The organism is Caldimonas sp. KR1-144 (genome assembly GCF_049446155.1).
Classification (GTDB): domain Bacteria; phylum Pseudomonadota; class Gammaproteobacteria; order Burkholderiales; family Burkholderiaceae_C; genus Rivibacter.
In genome coordinates this window covers 702,777-727,760 of the sequence record NZ_JBMSEE010000001.1, presented here as the reverse complement: position 1 = coordinate 727,760, position 24,984 = coordinate 702,777, and the positions used below count along the sequence as shown (strand labels likewise).

Below are 24,984 nucleotides of genomic sequence, written 5' to 3'. Positions count from 1 at the left end.
GCCGGCCGCAAACAGGGCTCAAACGGGGTTCAGGCAATCGACGTGCCCGTGACACCGCGAGGCCACGCAGCACCGTTGAAGCGCGATTCACCGATTGACGGCCTTCGCGGCGGCGCTACGCTCGCCGAAGCCATGTGGTCCACGCAACGGCCGACGCAGCGGCCCATGCAACCAGCGCCAGCCTCCGCCCGCCTGCCCGGCTCTGCCGGGCTGCGGTGGCCGACGGCATCGCTGCGCGCCTACCTCACGGTCGTGATCGTCGTCGCGACCTTGCCGATCGCCGGTCTGCTCGGGCTGCTGCTGTACCAGAAGCTGCAAGACGAGCAACAGCGCATGCGCGCCGAGCTCACGCGCTCGGCCGCGTCGATCGCCAGCGTGCTCGAGCGCGAGCTCCTGTCGTCGGTCGACGCGCTGGCCACCGTGTCGCAAAGCGAGGCGCTGCGCCAGGGCGACCTGGCCACGTTCGAACGCCAGGCGCGTGCGCGCACGATGCTGCGCTCGACCTGGAGCGGCGTGTTCCTCGCCGATGCCACCGGCCAGGTGCTGTTCACGACCGGTTGGCCGAGCGACGCCGACGTGCGCTGGGCGACGGTGGGGCTCGATCTCGCCAACGTCGCGCGGCGCGGCGAGCCGCTCGCGTCGGACCTGCTGGCCGGCGGGCCGCAGGGCCCGTTCGTGACTGCGGTCGCGGTGCCGGTGATGAACGGTCCCGAGGTGCGCTGGGTGCTCGGTGTGTGGATTCCGACCTCGGTCTGGCAGGACGTCACGCAGCGCGCGTCGGGGCGGCCGGGCAACGTGGCGCAGGTGCTCGACGGGCGCTACAACGTGATCGCTCAATCGGCGCAGCCGGCCGCGATCGGCCAGCCGATGCCGGCGAAGACGACAGCCGCGCTGTCCGCGCAGGCCGGACGCATCGCGCGCGTGCCCATGCCCGAGGGCGAGGAGAGCTACACGGCGGTCAGCAAGGTGCCGCTGTCGAACTGGCGCGTGGCGGTCGGCGTGCCGGTCGAGTCGATGGACGCCGCGTTGCGCCAGGCCATGATCTCGGCTGCCGGCATCGGCCTGCTCGGCCTGCTCGTGGGCCTGATGTGCGCGCTGTTCGTCGCGCGCCGCGTGACCGAGCCGCTGCTGGACCTGGTGCGCTCGCCGCGGCCGACGCGCGGCGCGCCGATCGTCGTGCGCGAGATCGCGCAGCTGCACGACGCGCTCGAGCAGGCCGCGCGTGCCGACGAGTTCGCGCGCGAGCGCCAGCAGCGCAAGGCCGACGAGTTCGAGGCGCTGTTTCGTGCCAGCCCGATCGGCATGGCGTTCACGCAGGACACGCAGTGCAGGAACGTCACGCGCAACCCGGCGCTCACGCGCATGCTGGGCGGGCTGCCCGACGATGGCGAGATCACGGTCTGGTATCGCGGCCAGCCGCTGCCGCCCGAGCGCCAGCCGCTGCAGCTGGCGGCCGCACAAGGCAAGACGGTGCCGGCGATCGAGCTGGAGCTGCGCCGGGACAAGGGCGAGCCGGTGTTCGTGCTGGCCAACGCCGAGCCATTGGTCGATGCCAGCGGTCAGCCGCGCGGTGCGGTCGGCGCGATGGTGGACATCACCGAGCGCAAGCGCAACGAGGCCAAGCTGCTGAACGCCGACCACCGCCTGCGCGAGTCGCAGCGGCTGATGGACCTGGCGCAGGAGGCCGGCCACGTCGGCTTCTTCCACTACGTCGTCGCCGACGATGCGCTGGCCTGGACGCCGGGCCAGGCGCTGCTGTTCGGACTGGGCAGCGAAAGCCAGGAGACGACGCTGCTCGAGTGGGTGCAGCGCGTCGCGGCCGAGGACCGCGCGCATGTCGAGGCGATGCTGCGCAACGCGCTGGCGCGCGGACAGGAGAAGGAAACCATCGACTTTCGCGTGCGCCACGGCGAGGACGGCTGGCGCTGGCTGTCGAGCCGCGTGCTGATCACCTACGACCAGGGCCGGCCGCAGCAGATGCTCGGGGTCACGGTCGACGTGACCGACCAGAAGCTGGTCGAGCGCGAACGCGCCGCGCTGGTCGAGCACGAGCAGAAGGCGCGTCGCGAAGCCGAGGACGCCAACCGCGCAAAGGACGAGTTCCTGGCGATGCTGGCGCACGAGCTGCGCAATCCGCTGAGCGCGATCGCCTCCGCGGTCGAGGTGCTCAACCGTGCCAAGTCGCAGGCCGAGATCGCCGATGACGCGCGCCGCATCATCGAGCGCCAGACGCGCCACCTGGCGCGCCTGATGGACGACCTGCTCGACGTCTCGCGGCTGATCTCCGGCAAGATCCTGCTCAGCCGCGCGCCGGTGGAGCTGGGTGCGCTGGTCGAACGCATCGCCGCAACCGCGCGCGTGACCGGCAGCGGCAAGGAGCACGAGATCAGCGTGCGCGCCGACGAGGTCTGGGTCGATGCCGACATCACGCGCATCGAGCAGGTCATCAACAACCTGCTGACCAATGCGCTGAAGTACACGCCGGCGGGCGGGCGCATCCGCTTCGAGGTGACGCGCCAGGACGAGCGCGCCTGCCTGGCGCTGCACGACGACGGCGTCGGCATCCCGCCCGAGCTGCTGCCGCGCGTGTTCGATCTCTTCGTGCAGGGCGAGCGCAGCATCGACCGCCGCGCCGGCGGGCTGGGCATCGGCCTGACCCTGGTGCGCCGCCTGGTGGAGATGCACGGCGGCTCGGTGCACGTCGAAAGCGGGCCGGAGGGCTCGAGCTTCTACGTGCACCTGCCGACGATCGATCGGCCCGCAGGCCTTGCGGAGTCGACGCGCATCGCGCCCGGCCTTCGGCGGCGCGTGCTGCTGGTCGAGGACAACGACGACACGCGCGTGTCGCTGCAGGAAGTGCTCAGGCTCGACGGCCACGAGGTGCAGTCCTGCGGCGACGGCACGCGCGGCCTGGACATGCTGCTCGAGCAGCGTCCCGACGTGGCGGTGATCGACATCGGCCTGCCGGGCATGTCGGGCTACGAACTCGCGCGCGAGAGCCGCTTGCGCGGCTACACCGGTCGGCTGATCGCGCTGTCGGGCTACGGCCAGGCGCGCGACATCCGCCAGGCGCGCGAGGCCGGCTTCGATGCGCACCTGGTCAAGCCGGTGGAGCTGGATGCCCTGCGCGCGCTGATGATCGACAAGGGGGATTGAGTCGCTTGAAGGCTCCCTCTCCCCGCAAGCGGGGCGAGGGAGTTGGCGGCACGAAGCGGCATCAGGCTCCGACGCTGGGCCGGTGCGCCGACCGCGGGCGCTGCGTGTCGTCGTCCTTGCGCTTGATGACCGTGATCGTGCCGTCGGTCTCGAGCGTCGCGCTGGCCACCTGGTCGAGTCGTTCGACGCCGGACTCGCGCAGCTTGCCCTCCAGCTCCTCGAAGGTGATCAGCTCGGCGCGCATGTTCTTGCGCTGCAGGCGCCCGTCGATCACCAGCTTCAGCGGGCTGGGCTCCATCAGCTTGCGCAGCCACGGACTGTGGAAGCTGAGCCAGTCGAGCAGGTAGTTCCACGCGCCGATCGTGCCGATCAGCACCAGGCCTTCGGAGATCGAGTCGTAGCCGCCGGCCATCGCGTTCTGCGAGGCGTCGGCGATCAGCACCACGAGCAGCACGTCGGCGATCGCGATCGAGCCGATGTCGCGCCGCAGCACGAAGCGAAACAGCAGGAACAGCGACCAGTAGATCGACGTGCCGCGCACCACCAGCTCCAGCGGGCTGACGCCGAAGCCGAACAGGGCGGTCCAGTCGACGGTCATCGCCGCGCGTTCACGCGCTGCCGGGCCGCCTCGTGGTGGCGCGACCACCACGGCGCGACGACCGAGCCGATCCCCGTCGCGGCCAGCGCCGTCGCGACACCGGCCGTGCGCGGCGTCATGCGCCGCGTCACGGCGTGCGGCAGCAGCGGCCAGGCCATCGCCACCAGCGCGGGCCAGGGCAGCAAGGCACGCGCGCGGTGGTGGCGGCCGTCCATCGCCTGCAGAGCGGCTTCGGCGACCAGCAGCGCGGCCGGCGCGGCACGCGCGGCGGTGGCCGCGGCGGGCGGGTCGGTGCGGGCCGCGGCGGCGCGCGGGGAGCGCGCCCGGCGCCGCGCCGCGCGGCCCACGAGGCCGAACAGGACCAGCGCGCCGAGCGTGGCCGCGGCGGCGAGCGCGCCCTTGCGCAAGCCGTTCGCCGCCTCGGCGCGCAGCGCGCCGCCGAGGCGGTGCAGCTGCTCGAGCACCGCATCGTCGCGGGCGATCACGCGCCGCTCCGCCGCCGCGATCTGTTCGTTCAGCGAGGCGGCGCCGTTCATGGCGCCCATCCGGCCTGCGCGGGGTCCGACCGGCGCGCCTGCGCGTCGTCGCCGGCGGCGGCGTGCCGCGTCAGGTGCCGCAGCGTCAGCGGGATGCCGACCGACGACAGCAGCCTCAGCGCCCAGCCCAGGCACAGCGCGGCCAGCACCACGTTGACCGCGATCACGCCGACCACCGCGACGATCCAGCTCGCGCCCGCCAGCAGCAGCAGCCCGGCGGCCGCCGCGCACAGCGTCATCCATGCGCTGGCCACCAGGATGGTGCCGGCCACCGCAAGCGCGGCGATCACCACCATCACCGCGCCCGAGCGGCGCAGTTCCAGCTGCAGCAGCACGACGCGGTCGCTGAGCTGGCCGAGCAGTTGCTCGGCCAGGCCGGCCAGCGCGCCCGCGAGCGGTCCGGGCGCGCGCGCCGCCTCGTCGCCGGCGAGGCTCGCCGGACGGCGCGGGGTGGCGTCCATCGACGTCAGCGCGAGATCAGGCGGCCCACCAGCAGCCCGGCGAGCACGCCCAGCGCCACGGCCGCCAGCGGATGCGCGCGCACCTCGTTGCGGCACGTCGTCACCCACTCGTCACGCCAGGCGTTCACGTCGGAGGCGGCGGTGCTCAGCGTGTCGAGCGCCGGCGCGGCGCGGCGCGCGACGCGGTCGACCGCCTCGTGGGCGCCGTGCACGACGCGGTCCAGCGTGGCGGGCCCGCTGGCCGCCGGTCGGGCCGGCTCGGTGTCCGGCGAGCGCGGGAACGGCGTGCCTTCGTTCGAAGAGCCGCTCGGCATGGTGGGCGTCTGGGTCGCCATGGGGAACTCCTTCCGGATGTGAACGCGCGGGCGATCTGGTGAGCGGATGCTGCTCAGCGTGGACGTCCGCGCCGCACGAGGTTGACGATGGCCAGCAGCACGATCGCGCCGATCAGCGAGACGAGCAGGCTCGCCGGACTGAACACGTTCTGGTTGATCGTCGGTGCGCCGACCAGCGGCGAGAGGAGCCAGCCGCCGATGGCCGCGCCGACGATCCCCACGACGATGTTCAGCACGATGCCCTGCTGCCCATCGGTTCGCATCACCATGCTGGCCAGCCAGCCGAGGATGCCGCCCACCACGAGCCAAACAATCAGAGTCGTCATCGCATGCTCCTCGCTTCGAGCTGGCGCCGCAGCGGCGCCCGTCGGCGAGGTTCGGCAATCCACATGCCCGTCCTGGGGGGCGTCGTGCCAAGCGGTTACCACCGGGCCTGGGCAAAGTGGTAAAAGGCTCGCTCGCAGTCAACCCAGCCCGGAGGGCCTGCCGTGAGCCATGCGTTGATCGTCGAAGACGATCGCGATGCCGCCAAGATGATGGCCGCGCTCATTGCCGAAGAGAAGTTCACCGTCAGCATCGCCGGTTCGCTGAAGGAAGCGCGCGCGCAGTTCGTCTTGCAGCACCCCGATGTCGTCCTGCTCGACCTGCAGCTGCCCGACGGCAGCGGTCTGAAGCTGTTCGAGGAGCCCGACCTGGTCGGCAACACCGAAGTGGTGCTGATCACCGGCCACGCCAGCCTGGAAACTTCGGTCCAGGCGCTGCGCCTGGGCGTGGCCGACTACCTCATCAAACCGATCAACTTCAAGCACCTGCAAGGCGTGCTGTCGCGGGTGATGCGCCCGTCGGAGCTGCGCGCCGAGATCGAGACGCTCAGCGACGAGCTGCAGGCCTCGGGCCACTTCGGCCAGCTGTGGGGACGCTCGAACCCGATGCGCGCGGTCTACGAGCAGATCTCGCGCGTGGCCGGCACCGCGGTCACGGTGCTCATCACCGGCGAGAGCGGCACCGGCAAGGAGGTCGTCGCGCGCACGATCCACGAGCTCAGCCGCCGGCGCAGCAAGCCCTTCCTCGCGGTCAACTGCGGCGCGATCTCGCCGCACCTGATCGAAAGCGAGATCTTCGGGCACGAGAAGGGCAGCTTCACCGGCGCCGAGCGCCAGCACCTGGGCTTCTTCGAGCGCGCCAATGGCGGCACGCTGTTCCTCGACGAGATCACAGAAATGCCGCAGGACCTGCAGGTCAAGCTGCTGCGCGTGCTCGAGACCGGCACCTTCATGCGCGTGGGCTCGACGCAGTCGCTCGACACCGACGTGCGCGTGCTCGCCGCCACCAACCGCGTGCCCGAGGGCGCCATCGCCGCCGGCAAGCTGCGCGAGGACCTCTACTACCGCCTCAACGTCTTTCCGCTGTCGCTGCCGCCACTGCGCGATCGGCGCGACGACGTCGGCCTGCTGGCCAACCACTTCCTGGCCGAGATCGGCAAGAAGGAAGGCCAGGACAAGCGCTTCACGCCGGCCGGCATCGCGCGGCTCGAGCGCTACGACTGGCCGGGCAACGTGCGCGAGCTGCGCAACGTCGTGCAGCGCGCTTACGTGATGTCGCCGGGCAGCACGATCGAGGAGCAGTGGCTGCCGAGCGGGGGCGAGCCTGCCGCCAGGGAACCCGCGCCGCGCGCGGGCGACGCGGCGTCGATCCGCATCCCGATCGGCGCGTCGATCGCCGATGCCGAGAAGACGCTGATCCTCGCGACGCTGGCGCACTACGACCACCACAAGGAAAAGACCGCGGCGGTGCTCGGGATCAGCCTGAAGACGCTCTACAACCGCCTGCGCGAGTACGCCGCCGAGTCGCCCGGCGAAGCGCTCGACGACGCCGAGGACTGACTTAGAGCGCCCTTGGCCGCTTGGGAGCGGCCCGGTGCTGGCCTCGTGGAGGTCGTGCCCCCACGCTCACGGCGTTCGCTGCCCCCCGAGGGGGCGCTCGGCCGCTTGGGAGCGGCCCGGCGCTGGCCTCGTCCCGGCGGCCGCTTCAGCCGGCGGCGGTGTGCCCGTCCGAAGCCTTCCAGGCGACGACGCGGTTGCGGCCCTCGTGCTTGGCCGCGTAGAGCGCGTCGTCGGCGCGCTGGATCAGCGCCGTCGCGTCGATCTGCCTGCCGCGCGCCTGCGCGATGCCGATCGACACCGTGACCGGCGGCAGCCTGCGTCCCTCGAAGCACACCTCGAGCGACGCGATCCGGCGGCAAAGCGCCTCGAGGTGGCCGGTGGCGCCCTCGGCCGGCGAGTGCGGCAGCAGCAAGGCGATCTCCTCGCCGCCGATGCGGCAGGCGATGTCCGAGCGCCGCACCGCCTGCTGCACCTCCCGGCCGACCGCGCGCAGCACCGCGTCGCCGGCCGGATGGCCGTACTCGTCGTTGAAAGCCTTGAAGTGGTCGATGTCGAGAATGGCCAGGCTGAGCGCGCTGCCGTCGCGCTGCGAGCGCGCGACCTCGTGCGCCAGCGCGTCGTTGAAGAAGCGGCGGTTGTGCAAGCCGGTGAGCTCGTCGCGCAGCGCCTGGTCCTGCAGCGCCAGGCGCATGCGCAGGCTGGTCAGCGCAAGGTCGAGCGCGGCGGCGAAGGCCTGCGCGCCGCAGGACACCAGGCCCAGCCAATGCGCCGGCAGTGCGCTGCTGCGGTCGAGCTGGAGATCGAGGCGGCGCGCCGCTGCTGCACCGGTGGCGCCGCTGGCGGCCGAGGGCGGCACGCACACGCGCAGCGTCTGCAGGCTTGCGGCCGCGTCGGGCGGGCGCAGCGAGGCGGGCTCGCGCCATTCGGCCAGCGCCTGCGACGCGGCGCCTGGGCGCGTGAGCCGGCCGGCCCAGCCGGGAAAGAGCTTCGGGCCGGCCTCGGCAACGACCGCGAAGGCCTCCTCCTCGGTGGCCGCGGCGAGCAGGCGCTCGGTCATCGCCGACAAGGCCTGCAGGAAACGCTGGGCGCTGTCCCCCGAACGCAGCGCCTGTTCGAGCGCGCGTTCGAGGCGAACCGTGTCGCTGGAGGAGGCGCCATCGCGCCGCGGCGGCACGACGGTCGCCGGCGCGGCCAGTGCGACCGCCTCGGCGGGCGCCGCCGTCAGCGCGGCGATGCCGCCGCGCATGCGCGCCCAGGCGCGCGGCGAGAGCGTGGTCCGGTGGTTTCGCATGGCGCTCACTCCGGCAGCCGGTCGACCGGCGAAGAGATCTCGCGCACCGCCTGCGCCAGCGGCTGGTCGCGGCTGCGCGCCAGGTCGGCCAGCGCGACGATGCCCACCAGGCGGCCGTCGCGCACGACGGGTAGGCGGCGGATCTGGTCCTCGCCCATGATCTGCAGCACCGCCTCGACGTCCTCGTCCTCGCCGCAGTAGACGACGTGGTCGCTCATCACCTCCTCGACGCGTGTGTTCGACGCCAGCCGACCCGGCGCGACGACGCGCACGGCGATGTCGCGGTCGGTGAGCGTGCCCACCAGCTGTCCTTCGCGGCACACCGGCAGGCTGCCGATGCCGCAGGCGCGCATGCGCTGCGCGGCGAACTGGACGGTGTCGTCGGGCGCGACGGTCTGCACCTCGCGACTCATGACCTGGCTGACGGTGGGCATCGGCGCTCCTGGGTGCGGCCGCGACGGCCGCACCCCCTCTCGGCAAGGGGCGTGCCTTGAGGAAAGCGACTGCAACGGGCGCATCGGCGGCGACCGCGGCGCCTGCTCACGCGGCGCGCCGCGCGAGCAGGCCGCGCGCGGTGACCAGCAGCTCGCGCGCGTCGACCGGCTTGGCGAGATGGGCCTGGAAGCCGGCCAGCATCGTGCGCATGCGGTCGTCGGGCTGCGCGAGGCCGGTCAGCGCGATCGCCGGCAGCCGCCGCCCCAGCGCGACGCCGCGCTCCAGCTCGAGCGCGCGGATGCGGCGCACGACCGCCAGCCCGTCCTGATGGCCGCCCAGCGCGATGTCGCACACCAGCAGGTCGGGCCAGGCGCTGCTCGGCTGCTGCGCCAGCCAGGCGAGCGCCGCCTCGCCGCTGTCGTAGGCCAGCACGCTCGCGCCTTCGAGGCGCAGCAGCAGGCCGATCGACTCCAGCGCGTCGGCGTTGTCGTCGATCGCCATCACGCGCGCGCCGGCCAGCAAGGCCTCGCCGGGCGGCGCCGGCGGCGGCTCGGGCGGCGGCAGGCTGGGCGCAGCCCCCGGGGCCGGCGAGGGCAGGTTGAGTGCGCGCAGCGGCAGCTCGAGCGCGACCATCGTCGTGCCGCCGTCGTCGCCGTGGTGCATCTGCAGCGTGCCGCCCTGGCGCTCGACGATCGAGCGCAGCACCAGCGGGTCGAGCGTCGCGCCGGGCTCCGCCGGCGCCGCCGCGACGCCGCCCGGCGCGTGCTCGCTGTGCACCTCGAGGCGCGCGTTCGGGCCGGCGCGGCGCAGGCTCAGCTCGATGCGCCCGCCGTGCGCGGTCGCGTTCAGCGCCCAGTGGCACAGGTTGTGGATCACGTCGGTCAGCGCGCCCGGATCGCCGCTGACGCTGGCGTTCTCGACGTCGATCGCCGTGTAGACGGTCACGCCGCGGCGCTGCGTCAGCGGGCGCAGCGTGTCCAGCGCCAGCGCGATCAGCACGCCCAGGTGCACCGGCTCGCGCGCCAGGCGCCGTTCCAGCCGTTCGAACTCGCGCTGCTGCAGCTGCAGTTTCCACAACTGCGCGTACAGGCCGTCGAGCTCGAGCAGCGCGTCGTGGCGGCCGCGCTCGACGATGCGGCCCTTGTCGAGCACGATGATCTCGTCGGCGTCGACGATGGTGGACAGGCGGTGCGCGATGACCAGCGTCGTGCGGTCGCGCGCGAGCCGGTCGAGCTGCTCCTGGATCGCCCGCTCGGCGCGCGTGTCGAGCGCCGAAGTCGCCTCGTCGAGGATCAGGACGGCCGGGTTCTTCAGGAAGGCCCGCGCGATCGCGATGCGCTGCTTCTCACCGCCCGACAGCGCGACGCCGCGCTCGCCGACCGGCGTGTCGTACTGCTGCGGCAAGGATGCGATGAACTCGTGCACCTGGGCCGCCGCGGCGGCGTCGACGATCGCGTGGGCCGGCGCGCCGAGCCGCCCGTAGGCGATGTTCTCGCCCACCGTGCCGTTGAACAGCGTGGTGTCCTGCGGCACGACGCCGATCGCCTCGCGCAGCGAGGCCAGGCTCACGTTGCGCACGTCCTGCGCGTCGATCAGCACGCGTCCGGCGTCGACGTCGTACAGCCGCAGCAGCAGCCGCGCCAGCGTCGACTTGCCCGAGCCGCTGCCGCCGACCACCGCGACCGTGCTGCCGGGCGCGATGTCGAGGCTGAAGTGGCGCAGGATCGGGCGCCCCGGCTCGTAGCCGAAGTCGACCTCCTCGAAGCGGATCGCCGCGCCGCGCAGCGCCAGGGCCGGCGCGTTCGGTGCGTCGCGCACTTCCACCGGCTCGTCGAGCACCTGCAGCAGCCGCTCGGCGTTGACGCGCGCGTCGCGCGCCTCGCGCACCACGAAGCCCAGCGCGTTCAGCGGCAGGCAGATCTGGATCACGTAGGCGTTGACGAGCACCAGGTCGCCGACCGTCATGTCGCCGGCCATCGTGCGCTGTCCGGCCAGCAGCATCACGGTCGCGACGCCGATCGCGATGATCCCGCCCTGGCCGATGTGCAGCGCCGACAGCGCGCGCTGGTTGGCGAGGTTGTTGTCGATCAGCTGCTGCCACAGCTCGCCGTAGCGCCGGCGCTCGTAGGCCTCGCGTGCGTAGGCGCGCACCGAGTCGAGGTTGAGCAGGCGGTCGACCAGGTGGGCGTGCGCGCGCGAGTCGATCTCGTTGACGCGGCGCTGGCGCAGCTCGCGGCGCTGCGTCAGCGCGCCGGTGTAGGTGGCGTAGGCAACGAAGGTCGCGAGCATCGCGGCGCTGAAGCTCAGCGGGTAGCGCGAGGCCATGATGGCCAGCACCGCGATGAACTCCACCAGCGTCGGCACCATCGTGAACAGTCCGGCGCCGAGCAGGAAGCCGACGCCGGCGGTGCCGCGGTCGACGTCGCGGATCAGCGCGCCGGTCTGGCGGCGGCCGTGGAAGCGCGAGCCGAGCGCAAGCAGGCGCTCGAAGCAGCGCTGCGACACCGCGCTGGTCACGTGCTGCGTGACGCGCGAGAACACCAGGTCGCGCAGCTCGGTGAACAGCGTGCCGGCAAAGCGCAGCAGCGCGTAGCCCAGCAGCAGCCACACCGGCAGCTGCAGCGCGGCGGCCATGCCTTGCGCGGCGAACTCGCTGAACCGGTCGACGATGGCCTTCAGCGCCATCGGCACCAGCACCGCGCAGGCCTTGGCCAGGATCAGCAGCGCCAGCGCCGCGAGCGTGCGGTGGCGAAAGCGCCAGACGTAGGGCGCGACCGTCGCGAAGATGCTCGAGGAAGGTCCCGAGGCTTCAGCGGCCGAGGGTGGAGCCACCGGGATGACTGCCGCGGGCCGCTGCCTGTCCCGCGCGCGGGCGGCCCTTGCGCCGCGACAGGAGATCCTCGACGGTCAGCTCGCTGAACCGCAGCGCGCGCTGCACCGGCAGCCCGCGCAGCGCGCGCTGCAACTGGCGGACCGTGGCCTCGTCGTTGATGCGCACCAGCAGCCAGTGGCTGCCCTGGCGCGCCAGCGGCGCGAGCCCCGGGGCCGCGTCGCCGCGGCGCCAGAAGGTCGCGGGCGACGGCAGATCGTGCGCGGCGGCCGCCTCCAGGCGGCGCAGCATCGCCTCGGGACGCAGGCGGCGGCAGTGCGGCCTGCCGGGCGCGAAGCGCTGCAGGCGGCGCGCCACCGCGTCGCAGTGCGGCGCCTCGGCAAAGGCGCACAGCACGTGGTCATGAGCGGACAGCCGCAGCTGCTGCGCATTGACGCTGGCCGGCCAGGGGCCGTAGCTCGTCGGGTAGTGGGGAGCATCGGTCGGTCGCATTCGCGGTTTGCGGCAAACGGCGCGCCTGCGCGCCGGCGGCGGGCGCGGCGGCGTGCCGCGCGGCCATGCGGCACGACGGTTGCCCTCATCGGCGCGACAACAGAAGACGAACATGTCCGTGAGAACCAGCGATGTCGTCGTGGTCGGCGCCGGTCCGGCCGGATTGACCGTCGCATGCGGACTGAGGCGCAGCGGCCGGCGCGTCGTCGTGCTCGACGACGGGCGCAGCGCGGCGCGCGAGATCGACCACGTCGGCAACTATCCGGGCCGTGCGCCCGGGCTTCCCGGCCAGGCCTTGCTGCAGGAATTGCTGCAGCAGCTCGACGCCGCGCACGGCACCGTGACCGACCGCTGCATCGCAAGCATCGAGCGCGTCGACGGCGGTTTCGAGCTGCCGGGCGAATGGCATCGGCTGCGCTTTCGCTGCCTGGTGCTGGCCACCGGCTGCGGCGACCCGGCGCCGGCCATTCCCGGCCTGCAGGGCGTGCGCTACCGCCAGCGCCTGTGGCACCGCTCGATGGGCAACGAAGCGATGCTGGCCGGGCGGCGCGTCGCGGTGGTGGGCGGTGCGCGCGCGGTGGCCGACGCGCTCTTCCTCGCGCATGCCGGCGCGGTCGTGACGCTGTTCGACAGCGACGCCGATGCCGCCTGCGAAAGTCGGCTGGAATGCTGCGCGCAGCCGATCCGCAAGTTGCTCTGTCCCACGAGCGGCGAGGTCGTCGCGCGGCTGGCCGACCAGAGCCTGCGGCGCTTCGACTGGCTGTGCGTGGCCAGCGCGCGCGAGCCGCGCGTCGAACTGGCGCTCGCGCTCGGCGTCGCGCTGGCGCCCGACGGCCATGTGCTGATCTCGTCCTCGTGCGCGACCAGCGTGCCGGGCGTCTACGCGGTCGGCGATGTCGCGAGCCCGTGCGGCCAGTTGGCGATCGCGGTCGGCCACGGGGCGATCGCCGCCGACGCGATCAACCGCCGGTTCGACGAGGGACGCGACGACATCGAGACGGGCCCGGCGTTCGCGCGCCCCGGATGGAGCGGCATCGCGCCGGGCATCGTGGCGTCGGGCGCGACGCCGTGAAGCGCGACGCGCAGGCTCAGCACCGCCGCGCCAGAAAGGCCAGCAAGCGGCGTTCGGCCGCCGAGTGACGACCCCGCGCGCGCACGCGCCGCAGCGCGGCGGCCTCGTCCAGGCAGGCATCACCCGAAAACCACTCGAGGATCGCCGGGTGCACGTAGGCCTTCTTGCACACCGCGACCGTGTTGCCGAGCTGGCGCGCGACCGGTTCGAGCAGCGCGCGCGGCGCCAGCCTGGGCTGCGGCGCGGCGGATGCCCGGGTGGCGGTCTTCCACGTAGACGAGCCCGCCGCCGGCCGCGGGGCCGGCCAGGGCGGGCTCGGCGGCGCGCGGCTTCAATCGGTCAATCGGTCAGCAACTCGGTCGCGGCCTCGGCTTCGTCGTCGGCGCGCACCAGCAGCACGCGCACGTCGTTGGGCGTGACCGCGCCGATGCCTTCGTCGGGAATCACGACGAGCAGCCAGTCGGCGTTGTTGTTGACCGTGACGGACTTGCTGAAGATCACGGTCTTGGTACCCACCGGCGTGATGCGCAGCAGGTAGGTGCCGCCGTCGCGCTCGACCGAGTCGGCGCCCGAGCCGGGGTTGGAGGTCTTGTACGCGACCTGCCCGAAGGTCGGCGACACGGTCGCGATGTCGGTGGTCGGCGTGGTCAGGTAGACGTCGATGGTCGACGCGTTGAACGCGGCGTTGACCACGCGCAGCCGTGCCTTGTCGCTGACCAGGCCCTTGTTGTACGGGTCCTCGATGCGCAGCAGGTCGGCGGCGGCGCTGCCCGGCAGCGCGACGATCGTGTTCTTGTCGCCGCGCTTCGCGTCGAAGCTCACGCTGCCCAGGTCGACGGTCGGGTTGGTCTCGGTCTTGAGCGCCCAGGTGGCGGTGCCGCCGGCCACGTCGAAGTAGCGCGAGGCGAACAGGTAGTTCACGCCGGTGGCGTCGGCCTGCTTCGCGTCGTTGCGGTACAGCGAGACGCTGGGACCGGCGGGGATCGCGTGCACGAACCGCACCTTGGGATCGGCGATGTCGGCACGATCGTCGAAGTCGTCGTCGCTGCCGCCGCAGGCGGTCAGGAACACGGCGCCGAGAACGATGGCGCCGAGCGGGCGCATGAAGCGCAAGAAGGACGTGGACATGGCAACTCCTGGATGCGTGTATCGCTGCTTTGGTGCGCCATCCAGGCAACCGATGTGCCGCTGCAACCCGCAGCCACCCCCGCAGGCAAGGGCATGTCGATTGCCATGCCGCAGCACGAAACATCGAGTCCCTCGCGCGCGGCGTCGACGATGCCGCGGCGCGTGCGTTGCGGCTGGAATCACCCATGAATCAAGGCGTTCTTGTCGTTGGCGACAGCATGCTGGACCGCTACTGGGATGGGCGCGTCGAGCGCATCAGTCCCGAGGCGCCGGTCCCCGTGCTGCGCATGGGCCGCGAATGGCAGCGCGCCGGCGGCGCGGCCAACGTCGCCGTCAACGTCGCGTCGCTCGGCTGCGCGGTCGAACTCGCGACGCTGCTCGGCGACGACGATGCCGGACAGCGGCTCGCCGCCTTGCTGCACGAGCGCGGCGTCAGGCTGCATGCGGTTCACCGCGAGGGCCTCGTCACGACGCAGAAGATCCGCGCCGTGTGCCGGCGCCAGCAGCTGCTGCGCGTCGACGTCGAGGAAGACGTACCCGGCGACAGCGCGCGCGCGCTGGCCGACCTGGTGTTCGACCTGCTGCCGGCGCACCGCCTGGTGCTGCTGTCCGACTACGACAAGGGCGCGCTGCGCCACGGCGACGCGATGGTGCGGCGCGTGGCCGCGCAGGGCGGGCGTGTGCTGGTCGATCCCAAGAGCACGGCCGACTTCACGCGCTACCGCGGGGCGTGGCTGGTCAAGCCCAACGAGGCCGAGGCCCGCGCGGCCGGCGGCGCCTGGAGCGACGACGCCGGCTTCGAGCGGCGCATGACGCATCTGCGCGAGCAGCTCGACCTCGAGCACCTGCTGGTCACGCGCGGCGAGCAGGGCATGGCGCTGTTCTCGCGCGATCGCGCGACGCTGCACGTGCGCGCCGAGCAGCGCGAGGTGTTCGACGTCAGCGGCGCCGGCGACACCGTGCTCGCCGCGCTGGCCGCGGCGCTGTGCGCCGGCCGCACGCTCGACGACGCGGTGCGCTACGCCAACCGCGCGGCGGGCATCGTGGTCGGCAAGTTCGGCACCGCGAGCGTGACGCCGGCCGAGGTGGGCGAGGACGTCGTGGAGACCGCGGCCACATGAGCGGCGCCGAGCTGTTCGACCGCAACCTCGCCGCGCACCAGCAGGTGTTCGCGGCGCTCGGCGCGATGCGCGAGGCGGTGGCGCTGGCCGGCGCGCGGCTGGCGCAGGTGATCGCCGAAGGCGGGCGGCTGCTGCTCTTCGGCAACGGCGGCTCGGCCTGCGACAGCCTGCACATCGCCGCGGAGCTGAGCGGTCGCCTGCGGCAGGAACGGCGCGCGCTGCCGGCCTGGTCGCTCAGCGGCGACGTCGGGGCGCTCACCGCGATCGGCAACGACTACGGCTACGAACAGGTGTTCGCGCGCCAACTGCAGGCGCATGCGCGCCGGGGCGACTGCGCGATCGCGCTGTCGACCTCGGGCCGCAGCCCCAACGTGCTGCGCGCGCTGGCCTGCGCCGAGGAGCTGGGGCTCGAGAGCATTGCGCTGCTGGGCCGCGACGGCGGGCCGGCGCGCACGATGGCGCGGCTGGCGCTGGTCGTGCCGCATGACGACAGCGCGCGCATCCAGGAGGCGCACATCTTCATCGGCCACACCTGGTGCGGGCAGATCGAGCAGGCGCTCGGCCTGGTGCCGGCAGGGGGCGGACGCGCATGAAGTCGCGCGTCCTGCCGGCCGGCATTGCCGCGTGCCGCCAGCTGCCGCGCCCGCTGGTGTTCACCAACGGCGTGTTCGACCTGCTGCACGCCGGCCATGTGCACTGCCTGGAGGCCGCGCGCAGTGAGGGGCGTTCGCTGGTGGTCGGCATCAACAGCGACGCGTCCGCGCGCCGGCTCGGCAAGGGCCTGGGGCGGCCGGTGCACGGCGAACGCGACCGCGCGCGCGTCGTCGCGGCCCTGCAGTGCGTCTCGGCGGTGCTGCTGTTCGACGAGGACACGCCGGCCGCGCTGATCGACGCGCTGCGCCCGGACGTCTACGTCAAGGGAGGGGACTACCTCATCGAGCGCCTGCCCGAAGCGGCGCAGGTCGCCGCCTGGGGCGGGCGCACGGTGATCGTGCCGCGGCTGCCCGGGCTGTCGAGCAGCACCGCCTTCGCGCGCACGCGCCTGCAGGCGCCGTAGCGCGGGCCGGCCGCTCAGCGCTGCAGGGATTCGCCGCCGCCTGCGGTGCCGCTGGCCTGCGATTGGCTCGAACGGTCCGGGCGCGCCGGCTCGCTGATCGAGCCCAGCGCCGAGCCGGCCTCGTTCTCGTCGCCGCGCACCGCGATGTCGCCCAGCGAGACGATGCCCACCAGGTGCTTCTCGCGGTCGACCACCGGCAACCGGCGGATCTGCGCCTCGCTCATCTGCCGCGCGGCATCCTCGAGCGACTGGTCTTCGAAGCACCAGCGCGGATGCGCGCTCATCACCTGGTCGAGCCGCGTGTCCTCGGGCCGGCAACCCTGGGCGACGCCGCGCAGCACGATGTCGCGGTCGGTCACCATGCCGATCAGCTCGCGGCCGTTGCACACCGGGATCACGCCGACATCGAGTTCCTGCATCGCTTGCGCGGCGAGCGTCAGCGTATCGCCGGGCGACAGGGTGCGCACGCCGCGCGTCATCACGTCGGAGATTCGCGTCATGGGGCCCACCTTTCTCGATGCTGGTTCTTGGCCCGGCAAGGCGCATGCCTTGCGAGGCGGCGTGGCCGGGGTCGACGGGAATGGCGATTGCCTTGCGGCTCCTCATCAAGGCGCACTGGCCGCGGGCGCGGGCTTCGAACCCGCACCCTGAGGCGTCTGGGCCTTGTCGGCGCGCCCGGTGTTCACGCCGGGCGGTGTGCCGGGGGTGGAGCCAGTGCGCGGATTGACCGGGCTGCTGGCGCCGCTGGCCGGCACGGCTGCCTTGTTGCCGCGCGCGGACGTGGCGCCCGGCGGCAGTTCGGCCGGGGTGGTGGCCTTGGGGGCACTGGCGGGCACGCTGGCGCGCGGTGCGGCCGGCGTCGCACGCTGCTGCTGGGCCAGCGAGGGCGCTTGCAGCGCGATGGCCACGAGCGCCGCGGCGGAACAGAAGACGGACTTCGAAAGGCACTTCATGCTCATCTCCCGGCCCGAGCCTTGCCGAGCCCACCCTTCTGGCGGCAATCTTCGTTCCTCCACGCCACAAGCCCAGACCATGTCCCGTCACGCCGACGACAGCCAACGCTTCGCGCTGCTGGTCGACAGCGTCCTCGACTACGCGATCATCCTGCTCGACACCGAGGGCCGCGTGATGTCGTGGAACGCCGGTGCGCAGCGCATCGAGGGCTGGCGCGCCGACGAGATCATCGGCCGCTCCTTCGAGACCTTCTACACCCCGGAAGCGCTGGCGGCCGGCTGGCCGAAGGAAGAGCTGCGCCGCGCCGCGCGCGACGGCCGCTTCGAAGACCTGGGCTGGCGCGTGTGCAAGGACGGCCACCAGATCTGGGCCAGCGTCGTGATCACCGCGTTGCGCGACGAACGCGGCGAGCTGGTGGGCTTCGGCAAGGTGGTGCGCGATCTCACCGAGCTCAAGCGCCAGCAGGAGGCGCTGCGCCAGAGCGAACAGCTGTTCCGGCTGCTGGTGCAGTCGGTCGAGGACTACGCGATCTTCATGCTCGACGCGCAAGGCGCGATCCTCACCTGGAACGACGGGGCGGCCGCGATCCACGGCTACGAGCCGCACGAGGTCCTCGGCACGCACTTCGCGCGCCTGTTCACGCCCGAGGATGCGCAGGCCGGGCGTCCCGGCGCGGAGCTGGCGCGCGCGCTGCGCGATGGCCGCGCCGAGGATCAGGGCTGGCGGGTACGCAAGGGCGGCACGCGCTTCTGGGCCGACGTGGTCGTCACGCCGGTGCACGACAGCCAGGGCGCGCTGCTGGGCTTTGCCAAGGTCACGCGCGACCTCACCGAGCATCGCCGCCTGGCCGAGCTCGAGCGTTCGAGCCAGCGCATGAGCGAGTTCCTGGCGATGCTGGCGCACGAGCTGCGCAACCCGCTGGCGCCGATCCGCAACGCGGTCGCGGTGATGCAGGCAATGAACGCGCTGCCGCCGACGTTGGTGCAACTGCGCGAAATCATCGGCCGCCAGACCGGCCAGCTCACGCGCCTGGTCGACGACCTGCTCGACGTGGCCAGGGTGGCGACCGGCAAGATCGTGCTGCGCCGCGCCGCAGTCGACTTTCGCGAGGTGGTGCACCTGAGCGTCGAGGCCGCGCAGCCCGAGATGGACGCGCGCGGCCATCGCCTGAATCTGTCGCTGCCCACGCAGGCGCTGCCGATGCACGCGGACGCGGCGCGTCTGGCGCAGGTGCTGCAGAACTTGCTGAACAATGCGGCGCGCTACACGCCCGACGGCGGCGAGATCGGCCTCGCGGTACGCGTCGAGGACGGCCAATGCGTCACCGTCGTCAGCGACAGCGGCGTCGGACTGGCGCCGCACTCGCTGACGCGCATCTTCGAACTGTTCGTCCAGGAGGCGCCGGAGGCGCCCGGCTACGACCGCGGGCTGGGCGTGGGCCTGGCGCTGGCCCGCATGCTGGTGATCCAGCATGGCGGCTCGCTGCAGGCGCACAGCGAAGGGCTGGGCCGGGGCAGCCGCTTCACGCTGAGCCTGCCGCTGGCGCAGACACCGGTGGACCAACAGCCCAGCGGCGCATCGGCGCTCGATCGCCGCTGACGCGGCGGCCTCGCGCCGGCTGCGGCAGCATCACCAGCGTCACAAGCGCGAGCGCGCGCCGCTGCCCAGGTTCAGGAAAGCGGCCGGCACGGTGTCGGCGTGCAAGTCGTCGTCTCGTTCCAGTTCGGCCCGGGCGACGCGTTCCGGCGGGCGAGGGTACTCGGTGACCCACAGGTCCATGCCGCGCTGCAGCACCCACTCGTCGGGCAGCGGCGAGCCGGCGCGCTGCAGCTCCTGCGCATAGGCGCGGCCCCAGGCCTTGGCCTCCAGCGGTGGGGGCGCCTGCGGTTCGGCCGGCACGCCCAGGGCGTCCAGCAGGCGCTGGAACAGCCGCTCGGTCAGGTCGGGAAAGGAGAAAGCAGTCATGGCGTCACCCGGCAAATCAGTCAGCAGATGCCGCCATGGGCAACCGACGTTCCGGGTCGCGCACCCACAGGCCTTCGGGCATGCCGCTTGCCCAGTCTTCCTTGGACTTCAGCGGAGGACGCCATGGAACGCAACTGGTGGGCATATCGATTCGCAAAGGCCATGCTGCAACTCGGCGCGCAGATGAGCTACGACGTGCTCTTCAAGCGCGGCTGCCGCCTGTGGGCGACGTCGCAGTTCGCGCACCCGGAGCAGGCGGCGGACTCGGAGTTCGGGCACATCGACGAGCACGCCGGCCTGTCCTCGACGTGAGCGCGTCGCGTCTTTCAGGCGTCTCCCAGGTACAGGGCTTGCCCGTCAGGGCCGTCGGCAACGGGCCGATGCCATCAAGACCAGGAGATGTCATGGAGCAGAAGCGCAACCAGCAGGAGCAGAACCGTTCTTCGAAATCCCATGAGCAGCAACAGGGCCGTCAGGACGCTTCCAAGCGCCAGGACCAGAGCGATCAGCAACGCTCGGGCGGACAGGGCAGCCGCGAGAGCGAACGCCCGCGCCAGGATGCCCCGCGCCACCAGGGTGATCGCTGAGTGATCCGGCGCCGCCGGCCGGCGGCTTGACTTCAAGGGGCGCCTCGATCGTGCGATCGAGGCGCCCTTTTCACGTCCCGCTCGCGCTCAATGCACGCGCCGCGGCGACATCTCGCCGGTCTCGTCGGGCGCCGCAGGAAGCGGTTCGGGCGGCTCGCGGCCGGTGCAGGCCGTGCCAAGCAGCAGGACCACGAGGCCGGTGAGGACGACGCCACAGGTCAGGGCGCGGCGCGCAAGGGCGCTGGAGGTCTTCATGGCGGGGCAAGGGCAGGGTGGCGATGGCTCGCATCGTCCACACGCGGCGTCCCATGAGCGTCCCACGGGCGCGGCCTCGTCGAGGACCGAAGACGCGCGGGGCAGGCGGCGGTGACCGCTGCCCTGAGTCAGCCGCTGCCGGCGGACGGGCGAGCCGCCCAGGCGCGGGCGATCGCCCCGTGTTCGGGAATGCGGTGCAGAAAGCCTTGCCGCAGCGCCGGATCGGCGATCCGGGCGGCGCGGCGCTGCAGTTCGTCGTGCGCGGCGGCAAGCGTCGGCGCGGCGCGGTCGTCGCCGGCGAAATCCAGCGCCTGCCAGCACACACACTGGTTCCACAGCGCATGCTCGGCCCCTTCGAAGCCGCCGCCTGCGGCCAGGTGCTCGAGTGCTCGCGCCAGCGCGGCCATTGCGCGCTCGATGTCGCCGGCGTCGAGCGCGCACGCGGCCAGGCCGACGGCCGCGTCGTGCTCGCACGGATAGCCCTTCTCGGCGGAGATGCGCCGCGACTGTTCGAACGCGGCCTGCGCGGCCGGCCCATGGCGCAGAGCCTGCTCGGCCTCGCCCAGCCGGCACCACGCATGCGCCTCGACCAGCGGCGCTTGCATGCCGCGTGCGAGCTCGAGCGCCGCCTGCGCGTGGCGAGCGGCTTCCTCGGCCTCGCCGGCCCGCAGCGCCGATTGCGACAGCGCCAGCAGCGCATACGGTTGCGGGTTGCGGTCGCCGACGGCTCGCGCGAGCTGCAGCCCTTGCGCCAGATGCGCGCGGGCCTCTTCGTTGGCGCCGATCGCATGCAAGGCGCTGCCCATGTTGATCAGCGTGATCGCCTCGCCGCGCCGGTCGCCCAGCGCGCGATCGAGCGTCAGCAGCTCCCGGCACGTGGCGATGCTGGCTTCGATGTCCTGCTCGGCCTCCGCAAAGCCGCACAGGCTGTTGAGGAACAGGCCTTCGAGGTGACGCAGCCCGTGGCTGCGCGACTCGTCCAGCCCCGCGAGCGCCTGGGCCTTGCCGGCGGCCACGTCCCCCTGTGCCCGCAGCGCGGCCGCCAGTCTGTGCCGCGCGCGCAGCCGCAGCTCGACGTCGCCGGTGCGCGCGGCCACCGCAAGGGCCTGGCCCGCCAGTTGACGGGTCGCGCCGAAGTCGCCGGTACGCAGCGCGATGTCGCAGCGGCGCCAGGCCACCTCGCCGCGGCGCGCGTCGTCGTCGAGCGCCTCGGCGATCGCCTGCAGCGCGTCGATCGCGGCGAGCTGTTCGGCGCGCCGGCCCATCGAGTCGAGCGAGCGCTCCTGCACATCGCGCAGCTGCCAGCGCAGGGCCAGCGTCTGCCGGTCGGCCGTGGCTTCGTCCAATGCCAGCGCGAGCGCCCGCGACACGCAATCGAGCGCCTCGACATGGGCAAAGCGCTCGCGCGCCCGCTGTGCCGCGCGCGCGTAGTAGTGCTGCGCCTGGGGCGCGGCGCCGGCTTTCTCGTGGTGCTCGGCGATCGCCGCGCTGAAGTCGGCGACCCGGGCCGGGCTCAGCGATGCCAACCAGGCCGCCGCGCGCGCGTGGCACTCGCGCCGCTCGCGCTTGAGCAGCGTGTCGTAGATGACGCGGTGGAACAGCTGGTGCTTGAAGGCATAGGCCTGCGCGCCTTCGAGCGCCTCGTCGGGGCGCTGGCGCAGCAGGCCGCGCGCCAGCAGCGAGGGCAAGGCGGCGACGGCGCTTTCGTCCAGCGCGGCCAGCGCGCGGTCCCAGAACGTGAGGCCGATCGCGCTGGCCTGCCGCAACGCGCGCCGCTCGAGCACCGGCAGGTGGTCGAGCCGCACCTGCAGCACTTCCGTCAACGTGGGCGGCACGGCCGCGGCAGAGAAGTCGTCGGCCTCGAGCGACCAATGCCCGTCCTCGATCACGATGGCGCGCCGGTCGATCAGCAGGTTGACCAGCTCTTCCATGAAGAACGGGTTGCCCTCGGCGCGCGCGATCAGCGTCTCGCGCAGCGACGCGGGCACCCGCGCCAGCTTCTTCAGCACCTCGTCGGCCAGCTGCTCGCTGTCGGCTCCGCCCAGCGGCTGCAGCTCGATGCGCAGCGCCGGCGGCGGCGTGGCCTCGCCGCGGCGCTCGAACAGCTCGGGCCGCATCAGCCCGATCACCGCGATCGGCAGGTCGGCGCACTCCAGCGCCAGCTGATCCAGGAAGTCGAGCGAGCCTTCGTCGGCCCAGTGCAGGTCGTCGCACTGCAGCAGCACGGGCACGCCCTCTTGCGCGCACAGTCCGCGCAAGGCGCGCGCGGCCGCATGGAAGCCGCGCTGGCGGATCTGCCGGCTGTCGGCGAGCAGGGCTTGCACGTGCGCACTGGCAGAGTGGTCGAGCCCGAGGAGATGGCCCAGCACATGGGCCTGCGCCAGCGCGAGGCTTTCGCCGCCGGCTTGCAGCAGCGGCACCGCTTCGGCCTCGAAGCGCTCGCGCGCGGAGGGCTCGGTGTCGCCGTCGGCGATGCCCAGCCGCGACGCGAGCAGGTCGCGCAGCAGCCCGTAGGGGCGGCTTTGGGTGGCGGGCGTGGCGCGCGCGCGCAGCCGCACGAAACGCTCGGCGCGCCCGCGCGACCATGCGTCGAACTCGTGCAGCAGGCGGCTCTTGCCCAGGCCGGCGTCGCCGACGACATGGATGCGCTGCAGGCGGCGCTCGGCGAGGAGGCGCTCGAACGCGTCCTGCAAGGCGCGCAGCGGTGCGTCGCGCCCGACCATGCGCGTCTCCACCCCTTGCACGCCGCGCACGACCGCGCGCGCCGCGCCCGGCCCCGGGCCGTGCACGACGTAGGTGACGACGGGCTCGTCGACGCCCTTGATCGCCACCGGTGCCTGGCGCTCGCAGTCGAACAGGCCGCGGACCAGCGCGTGGGTCGCGTGGCTGATGCGAAGGTGGCCGGCGGGCGCCAGCTGCTCCATGCGCGCCGCCACGTTGACGGCGCTGCCGCGGATGCTGCCGGCGCCGTCGACGGCGTCGATGCCGCCCAGTAGCACGCCGCCGGTGTGGATGCCCACGCGCACGTCGAAGCCGTCGTGCGCGTGCCTGCGGTGCACCAGGGCCTGTTGCCGTCGGCCTTCGTCGAGCAGCGCCAGGCCGCAGCGCACGGCGCGCTCGGCGTCGTCTTCGCGTGCCGCCTCGGCGCCGAACACCGCCAGCAGGTTGTCGCCGGCGTACTGCAGCACCTTGCCCCCGTGCTGCCCGACCACGCCGGTGAAGCGCGCCAGCGCGCCGTCCATCACGGCCTGCACTTCTTCGGGATCGAGGCGCGTGCTGAGCGTGGTGGAGCCCACCACGTCGAGGAACAGGATGGTCACTTGCCGCAGATCGGGAGCGGCAGCCTCGTGCGCCGCGGCCGTCAGGGCCGCCAGCTTCTCGCGCAGCGGGCCGAGGCTTGCGTCGACCACGGCATCGCCGAGGAGGGCGCGCTGCGATTCGAGAGCCGCGATGGCCGTCGCGAGGCGCTCCTGCTGCGTGCTCATGGGCGTGCAGCATAGCGACCGGCGGTGCTCGCAGGGGCGGCTCGACGGCCGCGGGCCCGCCGGCAATGACCCCAGGAAACCCTGGGGTTTCTACCGCCCATAGTTAGAATGAACGTTCAGTCTTATCTAACGAGGTCTGCCCGATGCCGCCACTTCGAATCACCGCCGTCACGCTTGCCGCGCTTGCCGCGGCGGCCGTCATCGTCGGCTGCAGCCGCTCCGGTGCCGCCGGCGGCGCACCGGCCGGGCCTGCCGCACCGCAGGTCGGCGTCGTGACGCTGGCCGCGCAGACGGTGCCGGTCACGACCGAGTTGCCGGGGCGCACCTCGCCCTACCTGATCGCCGAGGTGCGGCCGCAGGTCACCGGCATCGTGCTGGAGCGCCGCTTCGCCGAAGGCGGCGAGGTCAAGCCCGGCCAGCCGCTGTACCGCATCGACCCCGCCACCTACGAAGCCACGCTGGCCAGCGCGCGCGCCGCGCAGGCCAAGGCCGAGGCCAACCTCGCGAGCACGCGCGCCAAGGCGCAGCGCTATGCGGAGCTGGTGGCGATCAAGGCCGTGAGCCAGCAGGACAACGACGACGCCCAGGCCGCGCTGAAGCAGGCCGAGGCCGAGCTGCAGTCGGCCAAGGCGGCGGTCGAGACGGCGCGCATCGACGTGGGCTACACCAGCGTCGCCTCGCCGATCGGCGGGCGCATCGGCAAGTCCTCGGTCACGCAAGGCGCACTGGTCACCGCCAACCAGGCCACCGCGCTGGCGACGGTGCAGCAGCTCGATCCGATCTACGTCGACGTCACGCAGACCAGCGCCGACTTGCTGCGCCTGCGCAAGGAGCTCGGCCAGGACGCGCGCAAGCAAAGTGCCGGCGTGAAGGTCACGCTCAAGCTCGAGGACGGCAGCGTCTACCCGCTGCCCGGCAAGCTGCAGTTCTCCGACGTGACGGTCGATCCGTCGACCGGCAGCGTGACGCTGCGCGCGCTGTTCCCCAACCCCGATCGTGTGCTGCTGCCCGGCATGTACGTGAAGGCGCAGATCGCCGAGGGCGTGCGCGAGCAGGCGATCCTCGCGCCGCAGCAGGGCGTGACGCGCAACGCCAAGGGCGAGGCCACGGCGCTGGTGGTCGGCGCGAACAACCAGCTCGAGCAGCGCCAGCTCGTGGCCGAGCGCACGGTCGGCGACCGCTGGCTGGTGACCTCGGGCCTGGCGGCGGGCGACAAGCTCGTCGTCGACGGCCTGCAGAAGGTGCGTCCCGGCGCGACCGTGACGCCGGTGGAAGCGACGCCGAGCGTGGTCGCCGCCGCCGCGAGCGCTGCCGCGCCCACGGCGGCCAAGTAAGGAGCGCAC

At 72.8% G+C, this 24,984-nt stretch carries 26 protein-coding genes; 10 read left to right on the top strand and 16 right to left on the bottom strand.

Annotation, left to right across the window (positions count from 1 at the left end):
* The first annotated feature begins 165 nt into the window (after nt 1-165).
* The gene (locus tag ACO2TI_RS03580; protein WP_423282070.1) at nt 166-3,156 is read left to right on the top strand and encodes an ATP-binding protein; all 2,991 of its coding nucleotides are present in this window, start codon (nt 166-168) and stop codon (nt 3,154-3,156) included.
* A 61-nt stretch (nt 3,157-3,217) separates the two neighbouring features.
* Here ACO2TI_RS03580 and ACO2TI_RS03575 read toward each other — a convergent pair whose 3' ends face one another.
* The 5 genes from ACO2TI_RS03575 to ACO2TI_RS03555 are packed head-to-tail and all read right to left on the bottom strand — an operon-like array spanning nt 3,218 to nt 5,412.
* Complete coding sequence (locus tag ACO2TI_RS03575) at nt 3,218-3,754, bottom strand: DUF421 domain-containing protein (RefSeq protein ID WP_423282069.1); 537 nt, start codon at nt 3,752-3,754, stop codon at nt 3,218-3,220.
* The gene (locus tag ACO2TI_RS03570) at nt 3,751-4,290 is read right to left on the bottom strand and encodes a hypothetical protein (protein WP_423282068.1); all 540 of its coding nucleotides are present in this window, start codon (nt 4,288-4,290) and stop codon (nt 3,751-3,753) included. The genes ACO2TI_RS03575 and ACO2TI_RS03570 overlap by 4 nt, the downstream gene beginning before the upstream one ends.
* Nucleotides 4,287-4,751 (bottom strand): hypothetical protein, encoded by a 465-nt coding sequence (locus tag ACO2TI_RS03565; RefSeq protein ID WP_423282067.1) that lies wholly within the window; start codon nt 4,749-4,751, stop codon nt 4,287-4,289. Before ACO2TI_RS03565 ends, ACO2TI_RS03570 begins: the two co-directional genes overlap by 4 nt.
* A gap of 5 nt (nt 4,752-4,756) precedes the next feature.
* Nucleotides 4,757-5,086, bottom strand: coding sequence for a hypothetical protein (locus ACO2TI_RS03560; RefSeq protein WP_423282066.1), 330 nt, complete (start codon nt 5,084-5,086; stop codon nt 4,757-4,759).
* A gap of 53 nt (nt 5,087-5,139) precedes the next feature.
* Nucleotides 5,140-5,412, bottom strand: coding sequence for a GlsB/YeaQ/YmgE family stress response membrane protein (locus ACO2TI_RS03555; RefSeq protein WP_423282065.1), 273 nt, complete (start codon nt 5,410-5,412; stop codon nt 5,140-5,142).
* Between the two features lie 162 nt (nt 5,413-5,574).
* Here ACO2TI_RS03555 and ACO2TI_RS03550 point away from each other — a divergent pair, with 162 nt between their 5' ends.
* Nucleotides 5,575-6,969 (top strand): sigma-54-dependent transcriptional regulator, encoded by a 1,395-nt coding sequence (locus ACO2TI_RS03550; RefSeq protein WP_423282064.1) that lies wholly within the window; start codon nt 5,575-5,577, stop codon nt 6,967-6,969.
* 145 nt (nt 6,970-7,114) lie between these two features.
* Here ACO2TI_RS03550 and ACO2TI_RS03545 read toward each other — a convergent pair whose 3' ends face one another.
* The 4 genes from ACO2TI_RS03545 to ACO2TI_RS03530 all read right to left on the bottom strand — a co-directional run bounded on the left by ACO2TI_RS03545 (nt 7,115) and on the right by ACO2TI_RS03530 (nt 12,017).
* Nucleotides 7,115-8,260: a GGDEF domain-containing protein gene (locus ACO2TI_RS03545; RefSeq protein ID WP_423282063.1), complete on the bottom strand. Its 1,146-nt coding sequence runs from the start codon at nt 8,258-8,260 to the stop codon at nt 7,115-7,117.
* A 5-nt stretch (nt 8,261-8,265) separates the two neighbouring features.
* Nucleotides 8,266-8,694, bottom strand: coding sequence for a CBS domain-containing protein (locus tag ACO2TI_RS03540; protein WP_423282062.1), 429 nt, complete (start codon nt 8,692-8,694; stop codon nt 8,266-8,268).
* Nucleotides 8,695-8,800: 106 nt separating this feature from the next.
* Nucleotides 8,801-11,527 (bottom strand): ATP-binding cassette domain-containing protein, encoded by a 2,727-nt coding sequence (locus ACO2TI_RS03535; protein WP_423282061.1) that lies wholly within the window; start codon nt 11,525-11,527, stop codon nt 8,801-8,803.
* Entirely contained in the window at nt 11,505-12,017 is a 513-nt protein-coding gene (locus tag ACO2TI_RS03530; protein ID WP_423282060.1) for a hypothetical protein, read from the bottom strand. Before ACO2TI_RS03530 ends, ACO2TI_RS03535 begins: the two co-directional genes overlap by 23 nt.
* 112 nt (nt 12,018-12,129) lie before the next feature.
* Between ACO2TI_RS03530 and ACO2TI_RS03525 the strand changes: the two genes are divergently transcribed.
* Entirely contained in the window at nt 12,130-13,089 is a 960-nt protein-coding gene (locus ACO2TI_RS03525; RefSeq protein WP_423282059.1) for an NAD(P)/FAD-dependent oxidoreductase, read from the top strand.
* A 16-nt stretch (nt 13,090-13,105) separates the two neighbouring features.
* Here the strand turns inward: ACO2TI_RS03525 and ACO2TI_RS03520 are convergent, their stop codons facing one another.
* Both ACO2TI_RS03520 and ACO2TI_RS03515 read right to left on the bottom strand, forming a co-directional pair.
* Nucleotides 13,106-13,261 (bottom strand): hypothetical protein, encoded by a 156-nt coding sequence (locus tag ACO2TI_RS03520; RefSeq protein WP_423282058.1) that lies wholly within the window; start codon nt 13,259-13,261, stop codon nt 13,106-13,108.
* A 167-nt stretch (nt 13,262-13,428) separates the two neighbouring features.
* Complete coding sequence (locus ACO2TI_RS03515; RefSeq protein WP_423282057.1) at nt 13,429-14,217, bottom strand: DUF4397 domain-containing protein; 789 nt, start codon at nt 14,215-14,217, stop codon at nt 13,429-13,431.
* A 185-nt stretch (nt 14,218-14,402) separates the two neighbouring features.
* On the opposite strand from ACO2TI_RS03515, the gene ACO2TI_RS03510 reads away from it, so the two are divergent.
* The 3 genes from ACO2TI_RS03510 to ACO2TI_RS03500 are packed head-to-tail and all read left to right on the top strand — an operon-like array spanning nt 14,403 to nt 16,395.
* Complete coding sequence (locus ACO2TI_RS03510; RefSeq protein ID WP_423282056.1) at nt 14,403-15,338, top strand: bifunctional heptose 7-phosphate kinase/heptose 1-phosphate adenyltransferase; 936 nt, start codon at nt 14,403-14,405, stop codon at nt 15,336-15,338.
* The gene (locus ACO2TI_RS03505; RefSeq protein ID WP_423282055.1) at nt 15,335-15,931 is read left to right on the top strand and encodes a D-sedoheptulose-7-phosphate isomerase; all 597 of its coding nucleotides are present in this window, start codon (nt 15,335-15,337) and stop codon (nt 15,929-15,931) included. Before ACO2TI_RS03510 ends, ACO2TI_RS03505 begins: the two co-directional genes overlap by 4 nt.
* Nucleotides 15,928-16,395, top strand: a complete 468-nt coding sequence (locus ACO2TI_RS03500; RefSeq protein ID WP_423282054.1) for an adenylyltransferase/cytidyltransferase family protein — start codon at nt 15,928-15,930, stop codon at nt 16,393-16,395. Before ACO2TI_RS03505 ends, ACO2TI_RS03500 begins: the two co-directional genes overlap by 4 nt.
* Before the next feature lie 14 nt (nt 16,396-16,409).
* On the opposite strand, the gene ACO2TI_RS03495 is transcribed toward ACO2TI_RS03500, so the two are convergent.
* On the bottom strand, nt 16,410-16,895 hold the full coding sequence (locus ACO2TI_RS03495; RefSeq protein ID WP_423282053.1) for a CBS domain-containing protein: 486 nt from the start codon (nt 16,893-16,895) through the stop codon (nt 16,410-16,412).
* A 105-nt stretch (nt 16,896-17,000) separates the two neighbouring features.
* Complete coding sequence (locus ACO2TI_RS03490; RefSeq protein ID WP_423282052.1) at nt 17,001-17,348, bottom strand: hypothetical protein; 348 nt, start codon at nt 17,346-17,348, stop codon at nt 17,001-17,003.
* A 79-nt stretch (nt 17,349-17,427) separates the two neighbouring features.
* Here ACO2TI_RS03490 and ACO2TI_RS03485 point away from each other — a divergent pair, with 79 nt between their 5' ends.
* The gene (locus ACO2TI_RS03485; RefSeq protein ID WP_423282051.1) at nt 17,428-18,948 is read left to right on the top strand and encodes a PAS domain-containing sensor histidine kinase; all 1,521 of its coding nucleotides are present in this window, start codon (nt 17,428-17,430) and stop codon (nt 18,946-18,948) included.
* Between the two features lie 39 nt (nt 18,949-18,987).
* On the opposite strand, the gene ACO2TI_RS03480 is transcribed toward ACO2TI_RS03485, so the two are convergent.
* A complete protein-coding gene (locus ACO2TI_RS03480) occupies nt 18,988-19,314 on the bottom strand; it encodes a hypothetical protein (protein ID WP_423282050.1) in 327 nt (108 codons plus the stop codon).
* Nucleotides 19,315-19,437: 123 nt separating this feature from the next.
* Between ACO2TI_RS03480 and ACO2TI_RS03475 the strand changes: the two genes are divergently transcribed.
* On the top strand, nt 19,438-19,626 hold the full coding sequence (locus ACO2TI_RS03475; RefSeq protein ID WP_423282049.1) for a hypothetical protein: 189 nt from the start codon (nt 19,438-19,440) through the stop codon (nt 19,624-19,626).
* Nucleotides 19,627-19,718: 92 nt separating this feature from the next.
* On the top strand, nt 19,719-19,901 hold the full coding sequence (locus tag ACO2TI_RS03470; RefSeq protein WP_423282048.1) for a hypothetical protein: 183 nt from the start codon (nt 19,719-19,721) through the stop codon (nt 19,899-19,901).
* 87 nt (nt 19,902-19,988) lie between these two features.
* Here the strand turns inward: ACO2TI_RS03470 and ACO2TI_RS03465 are convergent, their stop codons facing one another.
* Both ACO2TI_RS03465 and ACO2TI_RS03460 read right to left on the bottom strand, forming a co-directional pair.
* On the bottom strand, nt 19,989-20,156 hold the full coding sequence (locus ACO2TI_RS03465) for a hypothetical protein (protein ID WP_423282047.1): 168 nt from the start codon (nt 20,154-20,156) through the stop codon (nt 19,989-19,991).
* Nucleotides 20,157-20,284: 128 nt separating this feature from the next.
* Nucleotides 20,285-23,641: an ATP-binding protein gene (locus tag ACO2TI_RS03460; RefSeq protein ID WP_423282046.1), complete on the bottom strand. Its 3,357-nt coding sequence runs from the start codon at nt 23,639-23,641 to the stop codon at nt 20,285-20,287.
* A gap of 143 nt (nt 23,642-23,784) precedes the next feature.
* On the opposite strand from ACO2TI_RS03460, the gene ACO2TI_RS03455 reads away from it, so the two are divergent.
* Complete coding sequence (locus ACO2TI_RS03455) at nt 23,785-24,975, top strand: efflux RND transporter periplasmic adaptor subunit (protein WP_423282045.1); 1,191 nt, start codon at nt 23,785-23,787, stop codon at nt 24,973-24,975.
* Nucleotides 24,976-24,984: the final 9 nt, after the last annotated feature.